Origin of the sequence: Pseudokineococcus sp. 1T1Z-3 (genome assembly GCF_037482365.1) — a bacterium.
Taxonomy (GTDB): domain Bacteria; phylum Actinomycetota; class Actinomycetes; order Actinomycetales; family Quadrisphaeraceae; genus Pseudokineococcus.
On record NZ_JBBHZF010000017.1, the window covers coordinates 448 to 21,957 of the forward strand.

Here is a 21,510-nt window from a genome sequence, read left to right on the forward strand (position 1 = left end):
ACCAGGTGCCCACGACGACGACGCCGGGACCCCCGCTTGAGGGGTCCGGTGGGCGTGTCGGGGGTCGGGTCTGGCGCCTGCCCCAGGGCAGGTTGTATCGTCAACGCGACGCAGCGCCTCTCTACCGGGAGACGTACTCAGACCGGCTGGTAACCGGTCACTTGCTCCAAGACGAGGCCCCCGTTGGCGCGGGGGCCTTCGTCGTCTCTAGGGCACTGCCCTAGCTCACTCGCTGCAGCGGCAGCTCCTCCTGATCACTCGAGGCGCGGACCGGCTGGTCCCACCACGAAGGTCGCCCCAGCTCGTCGAGCTGCTCCTGCTCGAGGAGGGCGTCGAGGTAGGCGGCGACGGACGTGCCGAGCGCACTGGCGGCGGCCTGGGCCTTGGCCATGTTGTGTGGGGCGACTCGGGCGTAGAGCGTGGCCGAGGCGCCCGCCGGGCGCGCCTGCCGTCCCTTGATCCGTGCCATGACCGTCACCCTTCCGCCCGGTTGCTTGCTAGAGCCGAACGTTGCCCGCGACACGCCGAGGCCGCTTGCAATCAGGCGACGTCGCCCGCGGCAGTGACGACGGTGGCGGCGGCGTGCAGCCAGGCGCGCTGGCCGGGGCGGCTGAGGGCTTCGTGGTCGATGCGTCCGCCAGCGGCCAGCGACGGCTCGTAGGGCATCGGCACGACGCGTGCGCCGGTGTGGTCGTCGGTGGCGGCGGCGAAGTGCTCGCCCAGGCGCCGGCGGAGCTTCTCGGAGGTCTTGGGTGCGGGGTCGTGCAGGAGCGTGACCGCGCGGGAGAGCAGCCCGGCGTGGGGGCCGTCGGCGAGGGAGTCGAGCATCCAGGCGGCCGAGGTCGCCGAGTCCTCCCGGACGGTGGTGGTGATGACGAGCTGGTCGGCCGTGGCGGCGGCGGCCTGCCAGTTGGCCGAGCGGATGTTGTTGCCGGTGTCGACGAGCAGGACCCGGTAGAAGCGGGTCAGCAGGGCGTGCAGCGCGGCGAAGTCCTCGCCGTCGACGACGCCGGTGCCGGCCGGGTCGCCCTCCGACGGCAGGACGTCGAAGCGGACGCCGGGCTGGTGGTGGACGTGGGTGTCCAGGTCGCCCAGGCGTCCGGCGGTCGAGGTCAGCTCGGGAGCGGCCGCGAGCAGGGTGCGCACGTCGCCGCCGTGTCCGGCGTCGGCCGACCGCAGGCCCATGGTGCCGCGGGTCTCGTTGTTGTCCCAGGCTAGGACCCCGCCGCCGCGGGCGACGCCGAGGGCGGCGGCCAGCAGCAGGGTGGAGGTGGTCTTGCCGACCCCGCCCTTGGGGTTGACCACCATCACGGTGGTGGGCCCGGGCAGTTGGGCCTGCGCGGCGTGCAGGTCGGCCTGCAGGGCGACCTCGTCCGCGCTTGGCGCCAGCGGCAGGTGAAGCCCGCGCACGAGCGCTCCGCGCCAGCCCTGGCGGGCGCGCTGGGCGTCCGCGGGTGAGCCGTGGTCGCCGAGGAGGTCCTGGGCGTTGGGTCGGGCGTGCCGCGCTGGCGTCGGCGGCTCACCGACGTCGGCGCGCGGAGCCTCGACCGGGCCCGGCCGTGCCGAAGCCGGAGCCGGCGCTGCTGGGGCCGGTGCAGGAGAAGGAGAAGAGGCCACGGGGGGCGTCTCAGCTGTGGCCTCGGTCCTCGGCCCCGCGGGCTCCTCGGCGGCGGGCTCCTCGGCGGCGGGCTCTTCGTGGACGGGGGACGAGGGCTGCGGGGCCTCGCCGAGGGTGCCGTCGGGGTGGATGAGCAGGTGCCAGGAGCCGTCGGGATCGACCACCTTGGCCAGCACGGGCCCGCCCGCGGGCGTGGCCACGGTGGAGGCGATGTGGGCGACGCTGCGGCGGCGGGCGTTGTCGACGTCGGCGGCGGTTAGCTCGTGGGAGACGCCGTCGACGGTGATCTGGGCGGTGCCGTCGGTGGTCACGAGGACGTCGACCACGGGGGCGGTGGTGGTTGTGGGCTTTGACATCAGGTCCTCCAGCGGACGCGTGCGGTGGCGGTTGGTCAAGTGGGGGACGGCAGGTCCACGCCGCGCGCCTCGAGGAAGGGCGCGGGGTCGGTCCGTTCGCCGTTGACGCGGACCTCGAAGTGCAGGTGGCAGCCGGTGGAGCCGCCGGAGCTGCCGACACGGGCGATCTGCTGGCCAGCGGTGACCTGGTCACCGACGGAGACCAAGAGGTCGTCTGCGTACATGTGGGCGTAGTAGGTGCTTACGCCGCCTGCGTGGTCCAGGACGATCAAGGTGCCGTAGGAGTCGCCGGTCGGACCGGAGCGGGCGACGACGCCGCTGGTGGCGGCGTTGATGGGGGAGTCGCAGTCGGGGGCTAGGTCGATGCCGCCGTGCAGGCGCATCTCCCGGCGGATCGGGTGGAAGCGCATCCCGTAGCCGGAGGTGTACGGGCCGGCGGCGGGCTGGGCCCAGCCGCCCTCTCCGACGGGGACGACGGCGCCGTCCTGGCCGCACAGCGCGCGGGTGGCTGGGACCGCTGGGGCTTCCGCGACGCCGGGCCCCACGCCGGGGACAGCGCCGGGGGAGACCGCTGGCGCAGCGGCAGGGACGACAGCCGGGCCGGGGGTGGACGGGGCACCGGGCGCGGTGAGAGCGCCTGAGAGGGTCAGGGCGTCGACGACGGCGACGGCGGGCTCCCACCACCGGGTGTAGTGGTTGGGGTCGGCGTTGCGCTGGACGCGGTTGGCGACCCGGGTGGGTTGCATCTGGTCGCGGCCCTCGACGCCGGCGAGGACCCGGAAGAAGGACGTGGCCGAGCGGTAGGGGTCCATCCGGTCGGCGTAGGAGCCCCAGGCGCCATTGTCGCGCTGCTGGAACAGACCCCGGGAGTCGGGGCCGGCGCCGTCGCCGTAGTCCAGGACCCTGAGGGAGGACTCACCCATCGCGGTCATCACGCCGATGGTCTGGTCCCGGACCGACAGCCCTAGTGCCGCACCGGCGTTCATGATCTGCGCGGCGTTGGCGAGCTGCTCACCGGAGTACCCGGCGACCGAACCGGCCGGGAGGTTGCCGACGTCGACGACGCCACCGGGGGAGTAGCCGCCGCAGCGAGCCTGCTGCGACTGCTCGTAGGCGCTGACGGCGCCGCCGATGACCAGGGTCCCGGCCATGCACCCGCCGAGCAGCACCACCGGCACCGCGACGAGGGCGACGGCTCCACCGGCCTTCACCAGGTCACCGCCCAGCCGGCCGCGAGAGGGCGGCCGGAGGGGTGATCGTCTCGGTGCGCCACGGAGCGGCGGCGTCCTCGCGGGCGAGCAGGACCTCGTACGCGCCGACGTCGGTGGGAACCTCGAGCCGGGCGAGCCATGCTGAGGAATCGTCGACGAGGACGGCCTCGCCGGTGACCTGCCGTGCGGGGACCTCGGCGGGGTCGACCGCGCCGTAGGCGTCCTGCCCGGAGACGGTCATCAGCGGCGCGAGCTCGTTCCACCACTGCTGCTCGGGCAGCCCAGGCCGGGCGAAGGCGGTCATGGTGGCGCCGGCGTGCTGGACGGCCGCCGCGCGCGCGTCGGCGTCCCAGGTGGGTAACGGCTCGGCGTCCGGGACGTCCTCGCCGTAGTCCGGTCCCTCCGCCAGCGGGGTCGCAGAAGACCCCGTCGGCGGCGCCGAGACCGACGTCGGCGGGGCTGAATCAGGGACGGTCGGCGCGCTGCTGCACGCACCCAGCATCAGCGCCGCGGGCAGCAGCGCCCTGGCCGTGATCCGGCTACCTCGCACGTCGCCCCCTGGACCGTCCGTCGCGGGCTGGGCGCTCCTCCTCGCCGTCCAGGCGTGGACGAGCGGCATCCGGCCGCCCTGTTCACGTGAGTTTACACAGGGCGGAAGAAGGTGAGCGGGACCCGGGACCTAGCGAAAGGTGGCGAAGAGGGTGGCGGCCACGGCCGCACCGAGGACGGCGCCGCCGAGGGCCTGGGCGCGGGTGTGGTCGCGCAGCTCGACGCGGGACCAGCCGACGGCAGCGACGAGCAGGACGCCAACGACGGCCACGGGCGGGAGCACCATCGAGGCCACGGACGCGACACCGGCCGCGACCCCGGAGTGCACGCTGATCTTCCACACGAGCGTGGTGGCCAAGATCAGCACGAGCCCCAGCAGGGTCGCCAGGTTGAGGGCGAGGAGCTGGCCGGGTGCTCCGGCCAGGGCCAGGACCGCGACACCGGTGGCGACGGAGGCACCCGCGAAGGCCAGCGGCACCAGACGTTGCTTGCGGTCCTTGACGTGCCGGTCGCCGTAGCGGCCGCGGCGGACGCCGCGCAGGACGAAGGCGTAGGGCAGGACCGCCGTGAACAGCGCCGCCAGCGCCCCCCAGGCCAGCCCGCTGGTGGACGTCTCGCCGGCGACGACCCCGACGAGGAGCTGGACGGCCACCAGCAGGTGGGTCGGCGCCAGCAGGTCTGTCAGCCGTTGCGCGAGGCCCGCCCGGGCAGTTCCTCTCGTGGGCGCGTGCGCGTCGATGGTCATGAGGCGATCGTCGCGGAGGTGTCGTGGTCGAGGTGGTCGGCCAGGTCCAGGGCGTCGGCGCGGTGGGCTGCCATCGCGTGAAGCCGCCTAGCCTCGACGTCGAAACTCGACAGAGGGGGTGTACGCGGCGCGGCGCGGCCGGGCACGGGTGCCTCGCCTCGCGTACGGCGGCGGCGGGCGACCTCGAGCACGGCCCGCTCAGCGACAGGAGCGACGTCGACGGCGGCCACACCCCTGCGCCGCGCGGCCTCTTCGGCCGCCCCGCGCAGCGAGGGTACGACGTAGGGCCGCAGAGTGAGCTCGCCGTCGAGGATCTCCATGACGCGGCGCCAGTAGCGCAGCTCGACCTCGTGGCGCCCGACGGGCATCCGGCGGTGCCCGGCCTCGTGACCGTCGGTGTCGCTGCGGCGCGCCAGCGCGTCCTCCAAGGAGATGGTCGGGACGACGTCGCGCAGGTCTCGCCACAGCCGCCGCAGCTGTCGGTCGCGGTGCAGCGCGATGAGGTAGCGCCCCGGCGTGAGGTTCTGCAGGGCGTGCCAGGCGGTCCCGACGGCGAACAGCAGCAGCGACGTCGCCAACAGCCCGGTGCTCACCGGCGACACCGTCAGGGCCGCGGCTCCCCGGGGGATCATCGGCGTGCTGGCCACGACGAGGACCTTGAGCAGAGCGAAGAGCAGTCCAGCGACAGCGGCGGCCAGGATCATGGTCATGCTCGTGCGCAGCGGTCCCGGCGGGAGCTGGCGGCGGTACCAGGCGGTGTGCCGGACGACGCCTACCAGCAGCGTCGACAGCGCGGCCAGGAACAGCACCAGGAAGGCCCTGATGGTGGGTAGGCCGGCGTAGGCGGCTGTGAGGCTGTCGACCTGCTCGGTGTGGATGGGCGCGACGACAAACAGGGCCACCAGCACCGCGAGGACTCCGCCGGTGATGGCGACGCGGGCCCCGAAGCCGACCTCGGCGCGGCCGGGCGGCAGGTAGCCGCCGCGGACGATCTCGTGGGCGCCGGCGGCGGCCATCACGGCGGCCAGGTACTTGAGCAGGTGTCCGACGTTGTGGGCGGCTGGGGTCAAAGACCCGATGCCGTCCAGGACGAAGGGCAGGTCGAAGGTCGCCACGAGGGCCAGAGACAGAAGCGTGAACCAGAGCATCCGGCGCCGATGGTTCTTCTTCGCACCGGGTGCGCGCAGGACAACCGCGGTCCATAGGGCAACGGCCACGGTGACCGAGACCGCGGTCACAGCGAGGGCCCGAGCAAGGCGATGGCCCTGGCCACGGGATCGTCCAAGTCTTGGGTGGCGTGGGACTCGTCGACGTCCCCGCGGGAGCGGTTGAGCAGCAGCCAGGCGAACAACTCGGCTTCCTGCTCGGCCGGGGTCGTGTACGAGACCCGCCCGAGGACTCGGGTGAGCAGGTCGGGGTTGAGGGCGAGGTCCGGCATGGCCCTGGCCCGGTAGGCCTCGAGCAGGCGGGGGTCGCATGGGTGGTTGGCCAGCAGGTGCCCCAGCTCGTGCGCCACGATCAAGTCGCGGTGAGGGGTGCTGGCGGAGGCCTCGAAGAGGATGACGTCGCGGGAGGGCATCTGGAGCCACATCCCGCAGGGCACGGTCGGGTCGTCCTCATGCATCGGCCGCAGGTCGATGGGCCGGCCCTGGCGCTGGGCGATGCGGTCGCACAGCACGTCGATGTTGAAGGGCTCGGGTATGTCGAGCGCGGCGATCCGGCCCTCGACGCGCCTGCGGAGCTGGCGCAAGTCGACCTTGGGGCGGGCGTGCCGGCCGGGGAGCTTCATCGGCTGTCCTCCTCGGTCCGCCGCTGTCGGGGGTCGCCCCAGCGGTCGGACGTCAGTCCTGTCCTGCCGATGACGAACCAGTCTCACCGCCCGCAGCTTGGATGTCATGTTCTCGCTCGTGCTCTCGCTCGATCAGGTCACGTTCTCGCTGGTGCTCTCGCTCGATCAGGTCATTGACGATCTGTAGGCCCGCCGGGGAGAGCCCAGCCGCTCTGAGCGCCATCGTGCGGACACCGGAGTCCCGCACCGCGACCAGGTGGTCCAGCTGGGAGTCAATTTCCTTCGACTTGTCCTCGTCGAGGAAGTACGCCGGACTGATGCCGAAGTAGTCGGCCAATGCTTGTAGGTGCCTCATCGTCGGGTTGTCTTTGACACCCGTGCGTAGTTGCCAGATGTAGCTGGCAGAGATTGTGCCGCCCCTAGCGACGATGGCGTTGGCTACCTCGCGGTAGGTGGCCTCTGGCTCACCACTGCGGCGGATGCTCTTGAACAGCTTATCGATCTTTTCGGCCAGCGTTTTGGGACGGCCCTGCTCGTCGTCGTTATGGGCCATCGGTGTCCCTGTCGGCTGGTGTCCCCCCTGCGGGCGCCCATGGTCGCACGGGCACTTCCTCGGCGGTCCCAGCGTCTGCGATCGGGGCGCCGGCGAGCGCCTCGGTTGCTTGGGAGGAGCCCGCGGCGATGTGGTCGCGCAGCGACGGCCAGTGCACCAACCACTCTCGGCCGACCTTTGTGCCGGCGATGGCGCCTTGACGGATGAGCGCCGTCGTCGTCGACAGCCGCAGGTCCAGCAACTCCGCCAGGGTCCGGGCGTTGACCACCACGGGCTCGACCGCCAGCTCGGACGTCTGGGCGCGGTGGGGTAGCCGCGTTGATCCGGCGGCCGCCAGGTCCGCGTCAGGGAACAGAGCCTTGATGACCGCTGGCCCCCAGAACCGCCAACGGCGGCCAATCTGGGCGCCAGGGATGCGCCCGGAGGCGACCCACCGGCGCAGCGTCAAGGGGTGCACACCCAGGCCCGCGGCCAGGTCGTCGGTGTCGTAGAGGTCGGGGTGCATCGCGCGAAGCCTAGGGAGACGACGTCGTGGTGGGAGTGACCGACAGAACGCCGCCTCCTCCTTCCGGGTCAACGGTTTGGCACCACGACGCGTGAGGTTCAGATGCATAGCGTCGGCGTTGGCGCTTGACGTGGGATGCTGTGCACATGAGTCTACGGGGCGGAGTGGCCGTCCTGACCGCTCTGAGGTAGGGGGAGGTGCGACGGTGGGACAGAACCCATGGCTGACCGCGACGCAGGAGCCGGACAGCATCGAGGACCACGTGGAGCTCGACCTCGTCGGGTCCCCAGCGCCACAGCGCGGCGTCGACGAGCTGGAAAGCGTTGACCGGCTCGCCCGCAGGACTCCAGAGGTCACCGCGTCGGTGTGGTGGCTGGGAGCCCACGGCGGCGCCGGCGAGAGCACGCTGAGCGAGTACCTGCCGGGCTCCCGGGCGGCCGACCACTGCTGGCCCACCAGCGTCGACGAGGCGACCCCCTCAGCGGTCGTGCTCGTCAGTCGCTCCCACGCCCGCGGCCTTTACGCCGCGCAGCGGGCCCTCACCGACTGGGCCTCTGGCGCTGTACCCGGCGTAAGTCTGCTGGGCCTGGTCGTCGTCGCAGACGCTCCAGGCAAGACGCCGAAGCCGCTGCGCGACCTGACCCGCTTGGTCGCCGGCGGCGCACCGAGGACGTGGCACCTGCCCTGGCTGGAAGCGGCCCGGTTCGCACCCGCCGACGGCACCACCGCCCCCCCGACGGCGGTGCGGACCCTGCTTCGCGCCGTCTCGCGCCTGTCCGCCCCCACCACCGACACCGGGGCGACCGCCCCTGACACCCGAGAGGTCTCCTGATGAACACCCTCACCGCTGCCGTCCTCACCGTCGTTCCCATCGCCCCGCCCGCCGCGCCGCCCGGCATGGAGGGCCTGACCACGGTCATCTCCTGGGCCGGCTGGATCGTGCTGGTCCTGTGCGTCATCGGTGTCCTGATCACCGCCGGCCTGATGGCGGTGTCCAACCGCCGCGGTGAAGGTGGCGAGCACGCCGGCCGCCTGGGGTTCGTGCTCGTGGCCACGGTGCTCGTCGGTGCCGCCGGTGGTCTCGTCGGCGCCCTGGCCTGAGTCGATGGCCTCGACCCCCCTCAGCCGCCTGGCCTGGCGGGCCCACGAGGACGACGACGCCACGGGCCGCAGCCCGTGGCGTCGTCCCGGCTTCGTCGTCTCCGCGGTGGTCCTGGCCCTTTTCGCCCTCCTGGCAGTCGTCCTGTTCGTCTTGCCGCCCAGCGACGAGGGCGCGGCCGCACCTCAGCCGTCGCCCTCGCCGTCCCCCTCGATCCCTGCGGAGCCGGAAGAGGACGCCGAGCCCGTGGCTGGCGAGAGCGTCTGCGGTCTCTCGCCGGGCTCCCCGGGTGTGCCCGTCGAGGCGCCGGCAGCCGAGTGGCAGCTCGTCGGGACCACCGCCGTGCCCACCGACCCTGAGGGAGCCGGGCCTGGCACGATCACCGACGACGGCTTCGCCTCTTGCTTCTCCCACGACCCCACGGGCGCGCTTTTCGCTTCGATCAACTGGTGGGCGCAGAGCTTCAACGGTCGATCCCGCCAGGTCTACGAAGAGCTGACGGCGATGACGCCGGAGCGCGACGCTGCTCTCGCAGGAGACATCAGCGAGTCCGCGCAGGGCGTCGGGCAGATCGCCGGCTACCGCTTCGTGAGGGCTGACGAGGACCAGGTCCTCGTCGAGCTTGCCGTCCGCACCCCGGACGGTGCTTACGCGTCTCTCCCGACACCAATGCGGTGGGAGGACGGCGACTGGAAGTACGTCATCCCGTCGAACTTTGATCCCGGTGTCAGCGCTCTTCCCAACCTCACTGGTTTCACGCCCTGGTCGGGCATCGCATGAGCGCTGGACCTGCCTGCGACTTCACCGACGTGGCGTGCAGGGCCACTGAGGGACTCACGGGGGCGCTGGCCAACATCGCCGGGGACGTCTTCACCCAGATGGCGGACGCGGTCACCGAGGCGGTGGGCCAGACGGTCGCGGCGCTGGGGACGCTGTGGGTCAATATCGGGACGCCCGTGCTGTCGACCGATCCGGGGACGGGCACCCCGTCGGACGCGGTGGGCTTCCTCCAGACCAATCTCTACACACTCACGCTCTCGCTGGCCGTCCTCGCCATCCTCGTCGGCGCTGGGCGCACCGCGTGGGAGCGGCGTGGAGAGCCGCTGATCGGGCTGATGATGGCCCTGATCACCTTCGTCGTAGTCTCTGGCGCCGGGCTCGCCGTAATCGCCTTACTGGTGACGGCCTCTGACGCGCTGGCTCAATCCCTGATCGACCGGTCGGTGACCGGCGGTTTCGGGGACAACATGACTGTGTTGCTCCTCGGCGCGACGCGCGGGGCCGGGCAAGGGCTGACCTCGCTGGTGCTGATTGTCCTCGGCGGCGCAGCCCTGCTGATGAGCATTGTGCAGATCGTGCTCATGGTCGCCCGCGGCGGGATGCTGGTGATCCTCGCCGGCATCTTTCCCACCGCCGCTGCTTTCACGAACACGGCCATGGGTCGGCAATGGTTCGTCAAGTGCGTGGCCTGGCTCATCGCCTTTATCCTCTACAAGCCCGCCGCCGCTATTGTCTACGCAGCGGCGTTCCGGTTGACCGGCACCGACGTGTTCTCCGACGACGGCACCGGCCTGATCGACCTCGTCACCGGTCTGACGCTGATGCTGCTGGCGCTGGTCGCCCTGCCGGCCCTCATGCGCTTCGTGACACCGATGGTCGGTGCTATGGCTTCTGGCGGCGGGGGGAGCGCGGCGCTGGCCGCCGCGGCGCTGCCCACCGGCGCCATCATGGCCGGCAAGGCGATGGCCAGCCGCGCATCCAGCAGCAACGGCGGCGGTGGCGGCAAGGACTCTTCGTCGCCGGGTGGCCGTGGCACCACCGGCCCCTCCGGCAGTGACGGCCCCTCCGGCGCCGGTCCTTCCGGTGGCGGGAGCACAAGCTCCAAGGGCGCCAAGGGCGCCAAGGGCGCCGGTAGCGAGCAGGCGCTCTCCCCGGCCGCGGCCGGTGCCCAGGGCCCCGCCGGTGCGGGCGCCGGAGCACCAGCCACGGCCGGCGCGGGGGCTGGTGCCGCCGGTGGGGCCGGCGCGGCCGGCGGGGCCGCCGCAGGTGGCGCCGCGGCCGCCGCGGGCCCGGTCGGCGTCGGCGTCGCCGCCGCGGCGAAGGGCGTCGAGATAGCGGACAAGGGCCGCCGTGCGGCCGCTCAGGCAGGACGAGACGCCGCGGACTCCGCGACGGGTGAGGGAGGCGGCCCTAGTGGCAGTCGTTGAGCGCAGCGCGCGCACCTACGGGAACTGGCGGCGGCCGCTGTCGGCCGGGATCGGCTCCTTCGGGCTGATCGGCACCGCCATCGTCTTCGCCGGCTTCATCGCCATGATCGTGGCCAACGCCATCGGCGGGCTCATCCCCGCCGTCATCACCGCCCTGGTAGCCGTGGCCGCCCTCGGTGTGGTCGTCATCCGCGACCGGCATGGGCGCTCCATCGGCCAGCGGGTCGTCGGCCGGATGGCCTGGGCCAACGCCCAGCGCCTGGGCGGTCACCTTTACCGCTCGGGCGTCCTCGGGCGCACCCGGTGGGGCACCCACCAGCTCCCCGGCCTGCTCGCGGCCTCCTCGCTGTCAGAGCACTTCGACTCCTACTCGCGGCGGTTCGCGCTCCTGCACGTCCCCTCCACCGGCCACTACACGGTGGTGCTGGCCACCGAGCCCGAGGGCGCCGCCGGCGTCGACGCCGAGCAGGTCGACTCCTGGGTCGCCAACTGGGGCGCCTGGCTGGCCTCCCTGGGCGACGAGCCCGGACTGACCGCCGTGTCGGTGACCGTCGAGACCGCCCCCGACACCGGTACCCGGCTGCGACGCGAGATTGCCCTGCACGCCGACCCCGACGCCCCGGCCGTCGCGCAAGCCATCCTCGCTGAGACCGCCCGCACCGCCCCCAACGGCGCTGCGACCGTCCGCGCCTGGGTGGCGCTGACCTTCACCGCCGCCGCCGGCCCCGCCGGCGGACGCCGTCGCAAGGCCGACGAGGTCGGCCACGACCTCGCCGCCCGCCTACCCGGCATCAGCGCCGGGCTCGAGGCCACCGGCGGGGGCGTCGCACGCCCGCTGTCCGCCCAGGGCCTGTGCGAGGTCGTGCGCGGCGCCTTCGACCCCGACGCCGTCCGGCTCCTGGAGGAGGCGCACGCCGTGGGTGCGACCCCCGAGCTGTCGTGGACCGACGTCGGCCCCACCGCTACCGAGTCGACCTGGAACCACTACCGCCACGACTCCGCGCTCTCGTGCACCTGGTCGATGACCGTGGCCCCCCGCGGCACCGTGCGGTCCTCGGTGCTCGAGCACCTGCTCGCCCCGCACCCGCGGGTCGACCGCAAGCGCGTCACCATGCTCTACCGCCCGGTCGACTCCGCCAGGGCCGCGCGGATCGTCGAGCAGGACAAGCGCAACGCCGACGTCCGCGCCACCTCCACCAAGCGGCCGTCCTCGCGGGTCCTCGTCGAGCAGCGCGCCGCGACCGCGACCGCCGACGAGGAGGCCGCCGGCGCCGGACTGCTGTCCTTCGGGATGCTCGTGACCGCCACCGTCTCCGACGCCGACCGGCTCGAGGACGCGATGGCCACCGTCGACAACCTCGCCGCCACCGCCCGCCTGACGCTGCGCCCGGTCCACGGCTCCCAGGACTCCGCCTTCGCCGCGGCCCTGCCGCTCGGCCTGCACCTACCGGCGCACCTGAAGGTGCCCGACTCGATCCGAGAGGCCCTGTGATGGCCCTGCACTCGCCCCGCCAGCTCTCGCGCAAGCAGACCGCCAGCCGACCCGCTCAACGGGCAGCGACGCCGAGCACCAAGCAGCCCACCGACGAGCCGCCCGGCCGCCCTCGGATGGCTCCGCGGCCGCCGGCTCGCGGGTGGACCGGACGCGGCGCTGGCGGCGCCGGGTACGTCCAGGCCGCCTCGATGTGGCGCTCGACGACGGTGCAAGCCTGCGGGCTGTGGCCGTGGTCGGCCGGCACCGGTTCCCCCCTGATGGGGGTGCCGATCGGGCGCAACATCGACACCAACGCGCCCGTCTGCGCCGACCCAATCAGCTGGTTCCAGCGCGCCAACCTCATCTCCAACCCCAGCGCGTTCGTGCTCGGCAAGCCGGGCCTGGGGAAGTCGACGATGGTGCGGCGCTGGTGCGCCGGGCTGACCGGCTACGGCACCCTCCCGCTGGTCCTGGGCGACCTCAAGCCCGACTACGTCGACCTCATCCGCGCCCTCGGAGGGCAGGTCATCGAGCTCGGCCGCGGCCGCGGCTACCTCAACGTTCTGGACCCCGGCGAGGCCCGCGCGACCGCTGCCCGCCTGACGGGTTCCGCGGCCGCCAGGGTGTCCGCCGACGCCCACGGCCGCCGGCACCAGATGGTCGCCTCCCTTATCAGCATCGCCCGCAAGGCCCCGCCTTCCGACCGGGAGGAATCCATCCTCGACCGTGCCCTGCGGGTCCTCGACGACCGCGCCGCGGCCGGTGACGTGCCCGTGCTGGGCGACCTGCTCCAGGTCATCCGGGAGGCCCCCGAGGACGTCCGCGCGGTCGCCCTGGACCGCGGCAGCATCGACCGCTACCGCGACATCACCGAGGGCCTGGAAGCCACCCTCATCGGCCTGACCGGCACCGGCCGGCTTGGGGAGATGTTCTCCCACCCGACCACCACGCCGATGCGCCGCGACGCCCCGGTGGTCTTCGACGTGTCCTCGATCGACGAGTCCGACACCGACCTGTCCGCCGCCGCGCTGCTGGCGTGCTGGTCCTACGGCTTCGGCGCGGTCAACAACGCCAACGTCCTGGCCGACGCGGGGCTGGAGCCGCGGCGGCACTACTTCGTCGTCCTCGACGAGCTTTGGCGCGCCCTGCGCGCCTCCCGCGGCCTGGTCGAGCGGGTCGACGCCCTCACCCGCCTCAACCGCCAGCGCGGGGTGGGCCTGGCGATGATCACCCACACCATGTCCGACCTGGACGCCCTGCCGGACGCCGACGACCGGATGAAGGCTCGCGGGTTCGTCGAGCGCGCCGGGATGCTGGTGGCGGCCGGGCTGCCCGAGGCGGAGATGACCAAGCTGACCCAGGTGGTCCACCTGTCACGCACCGAGCAGAACAAGCTCGTGTCCTGGACCGACCCGCCCGCCTGGGACCCCGTCGAGGAGGAGGAGAAGGCCCCTCCCGGCCAGGGCAACTTCCTGGTCAAGGTCGGCGGCCGCACCGGCATCCCCGTCCACGTCGACCTCACCCCTGCCGAGCTCGCGCTCAACGACACCAACAAGCTCTGGCGTGAGGTCTCGCGCTCCGGGCGCGTGGACGACCTCATCGACGCCGAGGGCGTGCGCGCCGTCGTCGACGAGGGTGTGGCCGATGCACCGGTCAATCTCGCCGTCAACGACGACGGGTCCCTGGCTGCCGGCGACGTCCCCACCGGGGACTCCCTCTTCGGCGCCGACGAGGCGGCCGCCGAGGGTCACCGGTGAGCGCCCCGTCACGTCGCGCAGGCAGCAACGCCGACGCCAGCGGTTACTTGCTGCTCGGCGGCGTCCTGGCCGTCCTCGCACTGTTGAGCGCCTTCTGGGCGGTGCTGCACGGAGCCGCCGCCCTCGACGGGACCGCCGGCTTGCCGGCCAATCCCTTCGACCTCGTCTTCGCGCTCATCGCCGGTGAGGTCGCGTGGACGACGACGGCGACCGTGCTGGCGGTCGCCGCCGGGCTGGTGCTCCTCGTCGCTGGAGTTCTCACCACCGTGGTCCTCGCCCGCCGGGCGGCCAAGCGGGCCCGCGTCGACGTCGCCGCGACCCACATGGGCCGCGGCCGCGACATCGACGGGCTGCGCGCCAAGACCGCCACCGCGACCTCCAAGCGTCTCGGGGTGGCCACCGACGCCCCCGGGCTGCCGCTGGCCCGCACCGTCGCCGGCGGCGCGCTGCTCTACACGGGCTGGGAGGACGTCGCGGTCGACATCTGGGGCCCGCGGACCGGGAAGACGACCTCTCGAGCGATCCCCGCGATTCTCGACGCCCCCGGCGCCGTCATCGCCACTTCCAACAAGCGTGACCTCGTCGACGCCACCCGCGATCCCCGAGCCGCGCATGCGGCGGCCGCCAACGGAGACACCGGCAGCGGCAGCGCCGTGTGGGTCTTCGACCCCCAGGGCATCGTCGAGGAGCAGCCGGTGTGGTGGTGGAACCCGCTGACCTACGTCACCGACGAGGTCAAGGCCACTCAGCTGGCCGACCTGTTCGCGGCGGCGTCCCGCGACCCCGGCGCCCGTAGCGACGCCTTCTTCGAGCCGGCCGGACGGGGCCTGCTGGCCAACCTCCTGCTGGCAGCAGCGATCGACAAGAGGCCCCTGACGGACGTCTACCTGTGGATCTCCGACGAGGGCGACAGCACGCCCGTCGAGATCCTGCGGGCGGGCAATTACCCGATGAACGCCGCATCGGTGTCCGGGGTAATCAACTCTGCCGACAAGCAGCGCGCGGGTGTGTACGGCACTGCCCAGCAGCTCGCGTCGTTCATGACTAACCGCAAGGCGATGGCCTGGGTCACCCCGCACAGCAAGTCCGACAACCCGTGGCTAGCGGCCGGTCGGCTCGAGTTCGACCCCGCGGCCTTCGTCCGCTCCGCGGGGACCCTCTACTCGCTGTCCAAGGAGGGCCAGGGCTCGGCCGGCCCGCTGGTCACGGCGCTGACCGTGGCCATCACCGAGGCCGCCGAAGAACTGGCCAAGACGTTGCCCGGTGGCCGCCTGGCCACTCCCATGGTCGCTGTCCTCGACGAGGCCGCGAACGTCTGTCGTTGGCGCGAGCTGCCGAACCTCTACAGCCACTACGGCAGCCGGGGAATCGTCATCATGACGATCCTCCAGTCCTGGTCCCAGGGGGTTGAGGTCTGGGGCCGCGAGGGCATGCGCAAGCTGTGGTCGGCGGCCAACATCAAGGTCTACGGCGGCGGCGTCTCCGAGGTGGAGTTCTTGACCGAGCTGTCCGCCCTCATCGGGGAGTACGAGCGGACGTCGACTGCGACGTCCTCCTCCCGGCACGGCCGCTCGACGTCCCGCTCGACGACCCGGGAGAAGGTCTTGGACGTCGCCGATCTGGCCGCGCTGTCGCGCGGCCGCGCGGTCGTCCTGGCGTCGGGCTCACGCCCGACCCTCGTGCGGACCTTGCCGTGGATGGCAGGGCCGCACGCTGAGGCCGTCACCGCCTCCATCAAGGCCCACGACCCGGCGGCCGCCGCGACCATCGCTGAGGCATCGGCCACCCCGGCGGCGGCCTCCGGGGACCGGGCGGGCGCATGAGCACCTCGGGTGACTGGGACGCCGAGGACGAGCAGATCGCCTCGGTCCACGAGCTCCACCAGCGCCGGGCCGACCTGACCCTGCCCGCGTTGCGGGCCGGGATGGACGCGGCCGTCCAGCGCGCCGTGCAGAAGAGGCTCGAGGACGTGGCCTCTGCCGCCGTCGACGAGGCCTTCGACGACGACGTGCTGGCCGACCTCGCCGACGCCGCCCGGTCTAGTGCGGTCGAGGTGGTTTCCCCAGACCAGCCGCCCGCGCTGCTCTACGACACGCTCCCGGACTTCGTGGAAGGCTTCCTGGCCACCACCTACGCCCGCAGCTTCGACCTGCGCGAGCTCACCTGGTGCCCGCAGTGGTGGCGTCACTCCGAGGCCGTCGTCCGCCTCGACGCCATCTGGCGCGCCTGGGAGCACCTGCGCAAGGACCCCACCGTCGGGACCTCGACGTGGCTGCTCCAACACGGCGACCCGAACATGAACGTCCTCATGAGCGCCGACGGCCCACTCAAGGGGTGCAGCCCTGACAAGGGCCACACGGAGCGGTCCTGGCGCCGACTCCCGCTGGAGAGTCCACCACCTGGCCTCTACGACGCCGGCGACGGTGCCTGACCGGTCGATCCCGACAGGACCCGGACAAGCAGCAGGGGGCGACACCGACGGTGCCGCCCCCTGCTGCTTGCCTCGTCTTCCTTAGCGCTCGATGCCCTGGCTCTTCGTGCGTGCCTTGCCGAAGAGCAGCCTCCGCCGACCGGTGGCCTGCACAGCTGGAGCCTGTTCGTGGGCGATGTCGCTGGCTGGCCGCGCGTTCGCGGTGTCGGCCGCCATCCGTGCCTCGATGGCCTCGGCGTGCCCGGGTCCCAGCGTGCCTTCCAGACGGCTCTGGGTCTGTGCCCGCCGCTCGTGGCTGTCGTAGGCCGGCCCCTGCGCACGGGACGTCCCCGACGCGCTCTCCGCCCGTCCTGCGGCCCCTAGAGCGGCCGACCGCTCGGCATCGGCGCCGGCGGCTCGGCTGTCGGCGGCAGCGGCGTCGTGGCCGCGCTGGTCGGCTTCCTGCTCCGCGCTGTCGGCGCGCTCGAGCGGCGGCACCCGGCTGCCCTGCTCGCCACTGAGGTCGTCAGCGGCGGCGCGCTCGTCGACGGCCTCGTTGGCGAGGAGGGTGGCCACCACCCGCTCCTGATCGGCCTCCGAGCGTGCCCGGTCGCCGTCACGGCCGGCACGCTCGGCGGCCTCCCGCTCCTGCCGTGCACGGTCGTCCATGGCGCGGCTGACGGCGTCCTGGCGGTTGGGGTCGAGGGTGTCGACGTCGATGCCGTAGCGGGTGCGGACCTGCTCGCGGATCGTCTCGGTGGCGCGGCGGGCGTCCGGCTCGACGTCCTGCCACTGCTGGGCGGTCTGCCACGCCGCCTCGATGTCGCGTGGGGTGGCCCGCTCCCACCAGGCGTCGCGCTCGATCGGCGCCAGCGACGCCCGTGCCGTCGTCCGCTCGGCGGTCACCCGGTCGGCCAGGTCGCGCGCGGCCTGGGTCGACTGCTGCTCGGCCTCACGCGCCGCGCGTTCCCGCTGACGGGCCAGCTCCTCCGCGACGCGCCCGGCCACGAGCAGGGCCACCCTGACCTGTCCCTCGAAGGATTCCTCGATGCCGTCCGACTCGCTCATGCCGCTCCCCCTCGTCGTGCTGTTGGCAGTGCCTTGGGTCGTGCTGCGGGTGACGCTCCGCCGGGCACTCCGGTCGGTGCGCGGCTGACGCCTGGCCTGCTCCTCGTCACCTCTCGACGCCTCGGTCCGGGCCAGGTCGCGTCGGCGTCTGCGGGGCCCTGGTCGGCTCGGCCAGAGGCTCGGGCACCGGCGACCCAAGGGGCCGGTGCATCGGCCCGTTCGCCTCGCGCACGAACTCCACGATCTTTCGCGCGTCCTGGCGCTCCTGTGCCGTGGCCGTCGAGGTGACGGCCGGGCGCGAGCCGTCCAGGCCTCGCTCGGACACCCACTCCGGCACCGGACGCTCGCGCATCACCGGTCGCAACTCGTCCTTGACCGTCTGGGCCAGGTGCGCTGCCGAGCGGGCCTGCCCGTTGGCGACCTGCGCGTCGTGGATGGCCTGGGCGGTCTTGAGGAGCTGGCGCACCAGGACCGCCTCTGCGGCGCGGCCGCGGCCGTTGTCGGCCGCTGTCATCAGCATCAGCGTCGTGCCCCGCAACGACGGCCGGGCCGCAGCTCGCGCCACCGCCGGCGCCTCGACGTGCGCCCGCGTCTGGGAGTACCGGGCCAGGGCGTCCGACGAGCGAGCGAGCCGACCGGGCTTGGCCTCCACACGGGCCGACCACGCCGCCAGCGCGCCGGAGGTCTGCCGGGCGGCGTGCGCCCACCCGGCCCGGTCGGCGGGGTCCAGAGACGCCAGGTGCGCGCGCATCGCCTGGACCTCGCGGGTGCACGCGACCAGGTGCTCGTCGCCCACGGTGACCCGCCGCCCGCGGGTCCGGCCGGCGGGCTGGCCGCGCCGGGCGGCCTGCCACTGAGCGACCGCGGCCTGGGACGCCTCGGGCGAGTCGGGCCACCCCTGGCGCAGCCGGGCGATGGTCAGGTCCCGCCCAAGGTGTCCGCCGCCGAACCACACCGGACGTTGCCCGGGGGCCGGCTTGGCGGCCACGCTGTAGCCGGTGACGACGTCGTCACGGCCGGCGGCGTAGCGCGCCCGGACCCACATGCCTTGCTCACGCAGACCGGTCACGAAAGACGCCTCGTCCGGTGCTGCGCCGGCGACCGCACGGACGTTGCGGGCCAGCGTCAGCCGCTCCGGCTCGGGTGCGCTGGAGCGCTCCGCGCGGGCCTGCTCCGCGGGCGACACGCCCCGGGTGCCGCGGTCGGCGTCGCGGGACTCGACGACCTCCAGGCCGTACTTCTTCTCCAGCTCACCGGCGACGGTCTGCGCGCGGGCGAAGTCCTTCCAGGTGTTCGCCTTCGTGCCGTCCTGGCGGACCAGCGACACGACCAGGTGCACGTGGTCGTTACCCGCGGTCGACAACCCGTGGCGCACCGCGACCCACCGGCACGGCGCCTTCCCCGACGCCTCGGTGAACCCCATCCGGTCCACGAAGTCCCGGCTGATGTTCGCCCACTTGCCGTCGTCGAGCTGACCCTCCTCGGCCCGCAGGGACAGCGAGCAGTGCCACACCGATCCGCCGGGCACCTCCACGCCGTACAACGCGCGAGGTCGGTCCAGATGACGTGCGACCTCCAACGAAGTGGCACGGTCGAGCTCGGCGTCGTCGTGCCAGGCCATCACCGGCTCGTCGCCCGCCACCAGATGCGGCTCGGTGTGCTCATTCGCCCGGCCCGGCCCGACGAGGTAGGACAGCAGTCCGCCCATCCGGTCGCCCCGGGTCACGTTGGGCATCACGGCTTGGCGATCCCGTCGAGGACGTCGTCGATGCGGAACGCCAGCGTCCGCACCCGCGCCAGCACCGCTCGCGCCTCGGGCGGGAACTCCTCCCCAGCGTTGGCGTGACGCGCGAGCTGGTTGACGTTGGTGGCGATGCCCGCGAGCTGCCGGTGAACCGACAGCAGCTCCGACATCGCCGCGCGGCGCTGCGCCGGCGTCTCCCCCTGCGGCGACATCGCGGACTCCACCAGCAGGCGCACGACCGTCACGCCCTGAGACTCCGCCAGGCGCACGAGCACGGCTTCCTCCTCCGGCGTCACCGACACCTTGTGGTGGTGCAGCCGGCCCCCCGGGACGTTCGCCCGGCGACGTCGCCCCAGCGCCCGCCACGGCGACACCGAACCCAGCGAGGACACGCCCGATCCCGACGACGATCCGCCCGACGTCGACGTGTCGTCCGTCATCTCCGGTCACCTCCCCGAGGTGTCGTCCCTCGTGCTCCTGCTCGAGCACCTGGCCCAGCGCAGCGCCCCACCACCGGTGGGCCCTGCACACGCAGTGTGCCGCCACCGGTCGAGCCTGTCGAGAGCCGGGCCCCACTTAGGGAACCTAAGTGCTTAGCTTGCTCCGCTTCTCTCCTGTCGTAGCAGCGCGCGCCCTTCGCTCCGCCCCGGACCACCACGGCACCTGACGGTGCCGCCCAAGCCCACTACCGTGACCCCATGACCACCACCACCGACCCCGACGCCATCGAGTCCGGACTGCGCGCCCTCGTCGACGCCCGCATGGACGCCGGACGCTCCCTCGCCACCGCCGCCGCCGAACGCGACGCCGCCCGCGAAACCCTCGCCAACGCCGACGCCAAGTACGCCGCCGAGCACGCCGCCGCCCTGACCGCCGGCTGGACCGCCGCCGAACTCAAGAAGGTCGGTCTCGACGAGCCCGAGGTGCGCGCTGGCACGAAGCGCACACGCCGTCGACGCACCAGCCCCACTCCCGCCGACAGTGCTGGCACTCCCTCGGAGTGAGCCCCGCAACGCGCAACCACTGGCTGTCCAGCGGCTGGGGCTACCGCCCCAACGGGCAGGACGCGCTCTTGCGCGCCATCACCCGCATCGGGTCGCTGCAGGCTGGCCGGCGCTACGTCTGGCGCGGCGTCGCCGATGCCACCTGGCGGGTCCAGTCCTCGCTCTGGCGCCACCTCGACAAGCACGCGCCCGGCGACGCGCCCTACAGCGAGCAGCTCGCGCGGGCCGCCGAGCGAGACGCCCTACGCCGCGCACGCGAGTGGGGACTCGGCCTCCACGGCGCCACCCACCTCCCTGACCTCCAGCTACTCGCCAGCCTTCAGCACCACTCGCTACCCACGCGGCTCCTGGACGTCACCGCCAACCCCTACACGGCCCTGTGGTTCGCCTGCGCCAGCGACCTCGGCCGCGACAACGTCGCGGGCGCCCTGCTCGCCTTCGACGTCACCGACCTCCCCGTCCAACGGACCATCCCGCTGCTCCCGGCAGAAGTCATGACGTGGGCCGCCCTCGAGAGCACGCCCAGCTCCAACCTGCTCGCCGCACTGGAGGCGTCCACGGACAGCCGGCGTCCCTTCCTCGTCGAACCGACCGTGCGGGACGACCGCATGGCGGCACAGGAGGGACTGTTCCTGGCCAGCGCGTTCATCCCCGACACCGATCCGGACACCGGCCTCGACGGCCTCGAGCTGACACACGAAGCAGCCCCCGGCCACGACCGCCTGGGGAAGCTCTTCGCCCCCACCGAGCGTGGCCGCGGAGCCCCCCACCAGCTGCCCTTCTGCGCCCTCGTCATCAAACCCAGAACCAAGAAAGCCGTCCGCGGCCACCTCGCAGGCACCTACGCCCGTGACCTCAAGCGGCTCTTCCCCGACATCGGCGGCCTCGCCCAAGACTTCGGCCAAGACCCGGGGGTCGTCACCATCCCTGCGACCGAGACAGCACCCAGCGACGAGACCAAGGCCACCCCTCGACCACCTGTGGACGACCCGAGCTAACAACGGCTCGGCTCGCCCACAGGGGGACGACGGGACCCACCTGACCACCCGCACACAGCCGGCGCCCTCACCACTCCACGCACGTCACCACCGCATGCGCCGACCGTGCACGGCCTGACCCCAGCACGGTCACCACAAGCGCCTGCGGCGCTCTCCGCCCGGTCACCTGACGGGGCGCGTTCCGGTCCCCTCCCGACGCCGGAAGCGTGTCAGCGCCGCCGGCGGCGTCAAGGGCGCTGCGCGTCGCTGCGCGATGGCCCTGCGGGCCACCCTTGACCCCACCACCAGCGCCGACGAGCGGCATCTATCGGGAGGGACGGGGGCAGAGCAGCGGCCTAACTGTCCTGGTGGAGCCCCTCAACCATGCGGGCCTCGTGCTCGGCCCACATGACCTGCGCCGAGTGCAGGTCCTCGTTCCACTGG

22 protein-coding genes are annotated in these 21,510 nt (G+C 72.9%); 10 read left to right on the top strand and 12 right to left on the bottom strand.

Annotation, left to right across the window (positions count from 1 at the left end; genetic code table 11):
• Nucleotides 1–220: 220 nt before the first annotated feature.
• The 9 genes from WDV86_RS04930 to WDV86_RS04970 all read right to left on the bottom strand — a co-directional run bounded on the left by WDV86_RS04930 (nt 221) and on the right by WDV86_RS04970 (nt 7,326).
• A complete protein-coding gene (locus WDV86_RS04930) occupies nt 221–469 on the bottom strand; it encodes a hypothetical protein (RefSeq protein ID WP_339566493.1) in 249 nt (82 codons plus the stop codon).
• A gap of 71 nt (nt 470–540) precedes the next feature.
• Nucleotides 541–1,974, bottom strand: coding sequence for a MinD/ParA family ATP-binding protein (locus WDV86_RS04935; protein ID WP_339566494.1), 1,434 nt, complete (start codon nt 1,972–1,974; stop codon nt 541–543).
• 35 nt (nt 1,975–2,009) lie between these two features.
• Nucleotides 2,010–3,185 carry a M23 family metallopeptidase gene (locus WDV86_RS04940; RefSeq protein ID WP_339566495.1) on the bottom strand — a complete coding sequence of 392 codons (1,176 nt, stop codon included), beginning with the start codon at nt 3,183–3,185 and terminating at the stop codon, nt 2,010–2,012.
• A 4-nt stretch (nt 3,186–3,189) separates the two neighbouring features.
• Nucleotides 3,190–3,735, bottom strand: a complete 546-nt coding sequence (locus WDV86_RS04945; RefSeq protein ID WP_339566496.1) for a hypothetical protein — start codon at nt 3,733–3,735, stop codon at nt 3,190–3,192.
• 129 nt (nt 3,736–3,864) lie between these two features.
• On the bottom strand, nt 3,865–4,479 hold the full coding sequence (locus WDV86_RS04950) for a hypothetical protein (RefSeq protein WP_339566497.1): 615 nt from the start codon (nt 4,477–4,479) through the stop codon (nt 3,865–3,867).
• Nucleotides 4,476–5,717: an MAB_1171c family putative transporter gene (locus WDV86_RS04955; RefSeq protein ID WP_339566498.1), complete on the bottom strand. Its 1,242-nt coding sequence runs from the start codon at nt 5,715–5,717 to the stop codon at nt 4,476–4,478. Before WDV86_RS04955 ends, WDV86_RS04950 begins: the two co-directional genes overlap by 4 nt.
• Nucleotides 5,714–6,268: a hypothetical protein gene (locus tag WDV86_RS04960; protein WP_339566499.1), complete on the bottom strand. Its 555-nt coding sequence runs from the start codon at nt 6,266–6,268 to the stop codon at nt 5,714–5,716. The genes WDV86_RS04955 and WDV86_RS04960 overlap by 4 nt, the downstream gene beginning before the upstream one ends.
• A 52-nt stretch (nt 6,269–6,320) precedes the next feature.
• Nucleotides 6,321–6,821 (bottom strand): helix-turn-helix domain-containing protein, encoded by a 501-nt coding sequence (locus tag WDV86_RS04965; RefSeq protein ID WP_339566500.1) that lies wholly within the window; start codon nt 6,819–6,821, stop codon nt 6,321–6,323.
• Nucleotides 6,811–7,326, bottom strand: coding sequence for a helix-turn-helix domain-containing protein (locus WDV86_RS04970; RefSeq protein WP_339566501.1), 516 nt, complete (start codon nt 7,324–7,326; stop codon nt 6,811–6,813). Before WDV86_RS04970 ends, WDV86_RS04965 begins: the two co-directional genes overlap by 11 nt.
• A 205-nt stretch (nt 7,327–7,531) precedes the next feature.
• On the opposite strand from WDV86_RS04970, the gene WDV86_RS04975 reads away from it, so the two are divergent.
• From WDV86_RS04975 to WDV86_RS05010, 8 genes are all read left to right on the top strand, one after another.
• Nucleotides 7,532–8,158, top strand: coding sequence for a DUF6668 family protein (locus WDV86_RS04975; RefSeq protein WP_339566502.1), 627 nt, complete (start codon nt 7,532–7,534; stop codon nt 8,156–8,158).
• Complete coding sequence (locus WDV86_RS04980) at nt 8,158–8,427, top strand: hypothetical protein (protein ID WP_339566503.1); 270 nt, start codon at nt 8,158–8,160, stop codon at nt 8,425–8,427. Before WDV86_RS04975 ends, WDV86_RS04980 begins: the two co-directional genes overlap by 1 nt.
• Before the next feature lie 4 nt (nt 8,428–8,431).
• Nucleotides 8,432–9,205 (top strand): hypothetical protein, encoded by a 774-nt coding sequence (locus tag WDV86_RS04985; protein WP_339566504.1) that lies wholly within the window; start codon nt 8,432–8,434, stop codon nt 9,203–9,205.
• Nucleotides 9,202–10,632 (top strand): hypothetical protein, encoded by a 1,431-nt coding sequence (locus WDV86_RS04990; RefSeq protein ID WP_339566505.1) that lies wholly within the window; start codon nt 9,202–9,204, stop codon nt 10,630–10,632. Before WDV86_RS04985 ends, WDV86_RS04990 begins: the two co-directional genes overlap by 4 nt.
• Nucleotides 10,619–12,124 (top strand): SCO6880 family protein, encoded by a 1,506-nt coding sequence (locus WDV86_RS04995; RefSeq protein WP_339566506.1) that lies wholly within the window; start codon nt 10,619–10,621, stop codon nt 12,122–12,124. The genes WDV86_RS04990 and WDV86_RS04995 overlap by 14 nt, the downstream gene beginning before the upstream one ends.
• A 116-nt stretch (nt 12,125–12,240) precedes the next feature.
• Nucleotides 12,241–13,863 carry an ATP/GTP-binding protein gene (locus tag WDV86_RS05000; protein WP_445262944.1) on the top strand — a complete coding sequence of 541 codons (1,623 nt, stop codon included), beginning with the start codon at nt 12,241–12,243 and terminating at the stop codon, nt 13,861–13,863.
• Nucleotides 13,860–15,686 carry a type IV secretory system conjugative DNA transfer family protein gene (locus tag WDV86_RS05005; RefSeq protein WP_339566508.1) on the top strand — a complete coding sequence of 609 codons (1,827 nt, stop codon included), beginning with the start codon at nt 13,860–13,862 and terminating at the stop codon, nt 15,684–15,686. The genes WDV86_RS05000 and WDV86_RS05005 overlap by 4 nt, the downstream gene beginning before the upstream one ends.
• Complete coding sequence (locus WDV86_RS05010) at nt 15,683–16,294, top strand: DUF4913 domain-containing protein (protein WP_339566509.1); 612 nt, start codon at nt 15,683–15,685, stop codon at nt 16,292–16,294. Before WDV86_RS05005 ends, WDV86_RS05010 begins: the two co-directional genes overlap by 4 nt.
• 81 nt (nt 16,295–16,375) lie before the next feature.
• Here the strand turns inward: WDV86_RS05010 and WDV86_RS05015 are convergent, their stop codons facing one another.
• The 3 genes from WDV86_RS05015 to WDV86_RS05025 all read right to left on the bottom strand — a co-directional run bounded on the left by WDV86_RS05015 (nt 16,376) and on the right by WDV86_RS05025 (nt 19,477).
• Nucleotides 16,376–17,341 (bottom strand): hypothetical protein, encoded by a 966-nt coding sequence (locus WDV86_RS05015; protein WP_339566510.1) that lies wholly within the window; start codon nt 17,339–17,341, stop codon nt 16,376–16,378.
• A 106-nt stretch (nt 17,342–17,447) separates the two neighbouring features.
• On the bottom strand, nt 17,448–19,076 hold the full coding sequence (locus WDV86_RS05020) for a relaxase/mobilization nuclease domain-containing protein (protein WP_445262945.1): 1,629 nt from the start codon (nt 19,074–19,076) through the stop codon (nt 17,448–17,450).
• Nucleotides 19,076–19,477, bottom strand: coding sequence for a MobC family plasmid mobilization relaxosome protein (locus tag WDV86_RS05025; protein ID WP_339566512.1), 402 nt, complete (start codon nt 19,475–19,477; stop codon nt 19,076–19,078). Before WDV86_RS05025 ends, WDV86_RS05020 begins: the two co-directional genes overlap by 1 nt.
• A gap of 306 nt (nt 19,478–19,783) precedes the next feature.
• Here WDV86_RS05025 and WDV86_RS05030 point away from each other — a divergent pair, with 306 nt between their 5' ends.
• Together WDV86_RS05030 and WDV86_RS05035 are read left to right on the top strand one after the other, a co-directional pair.
• Complete coding sequence (locus tag WDV86_RS05030) at nt 19,784–20,089, top strand: hypothetical protein (protein WP_339566513.1); 306 nt, start codon at nt 19,784–19,786, stop codon at nt 20,087–20,089.
• A complete protein-coding gene (locus tag WDV86_RS05035) occupies nt 20,086–21,087 on the top strand; it encodes an FRG domain-containing protein (protein WP_339566514.1) in 1,002 nt (333 codons plus the stop codon). Before WDV86_RS05030 ends, WDV86_RS05035 begins: the two co-directional genes overlap by 4 nt.
• Nucleotides 21,088–21,510: the final 423 nt, after the last annotated feature.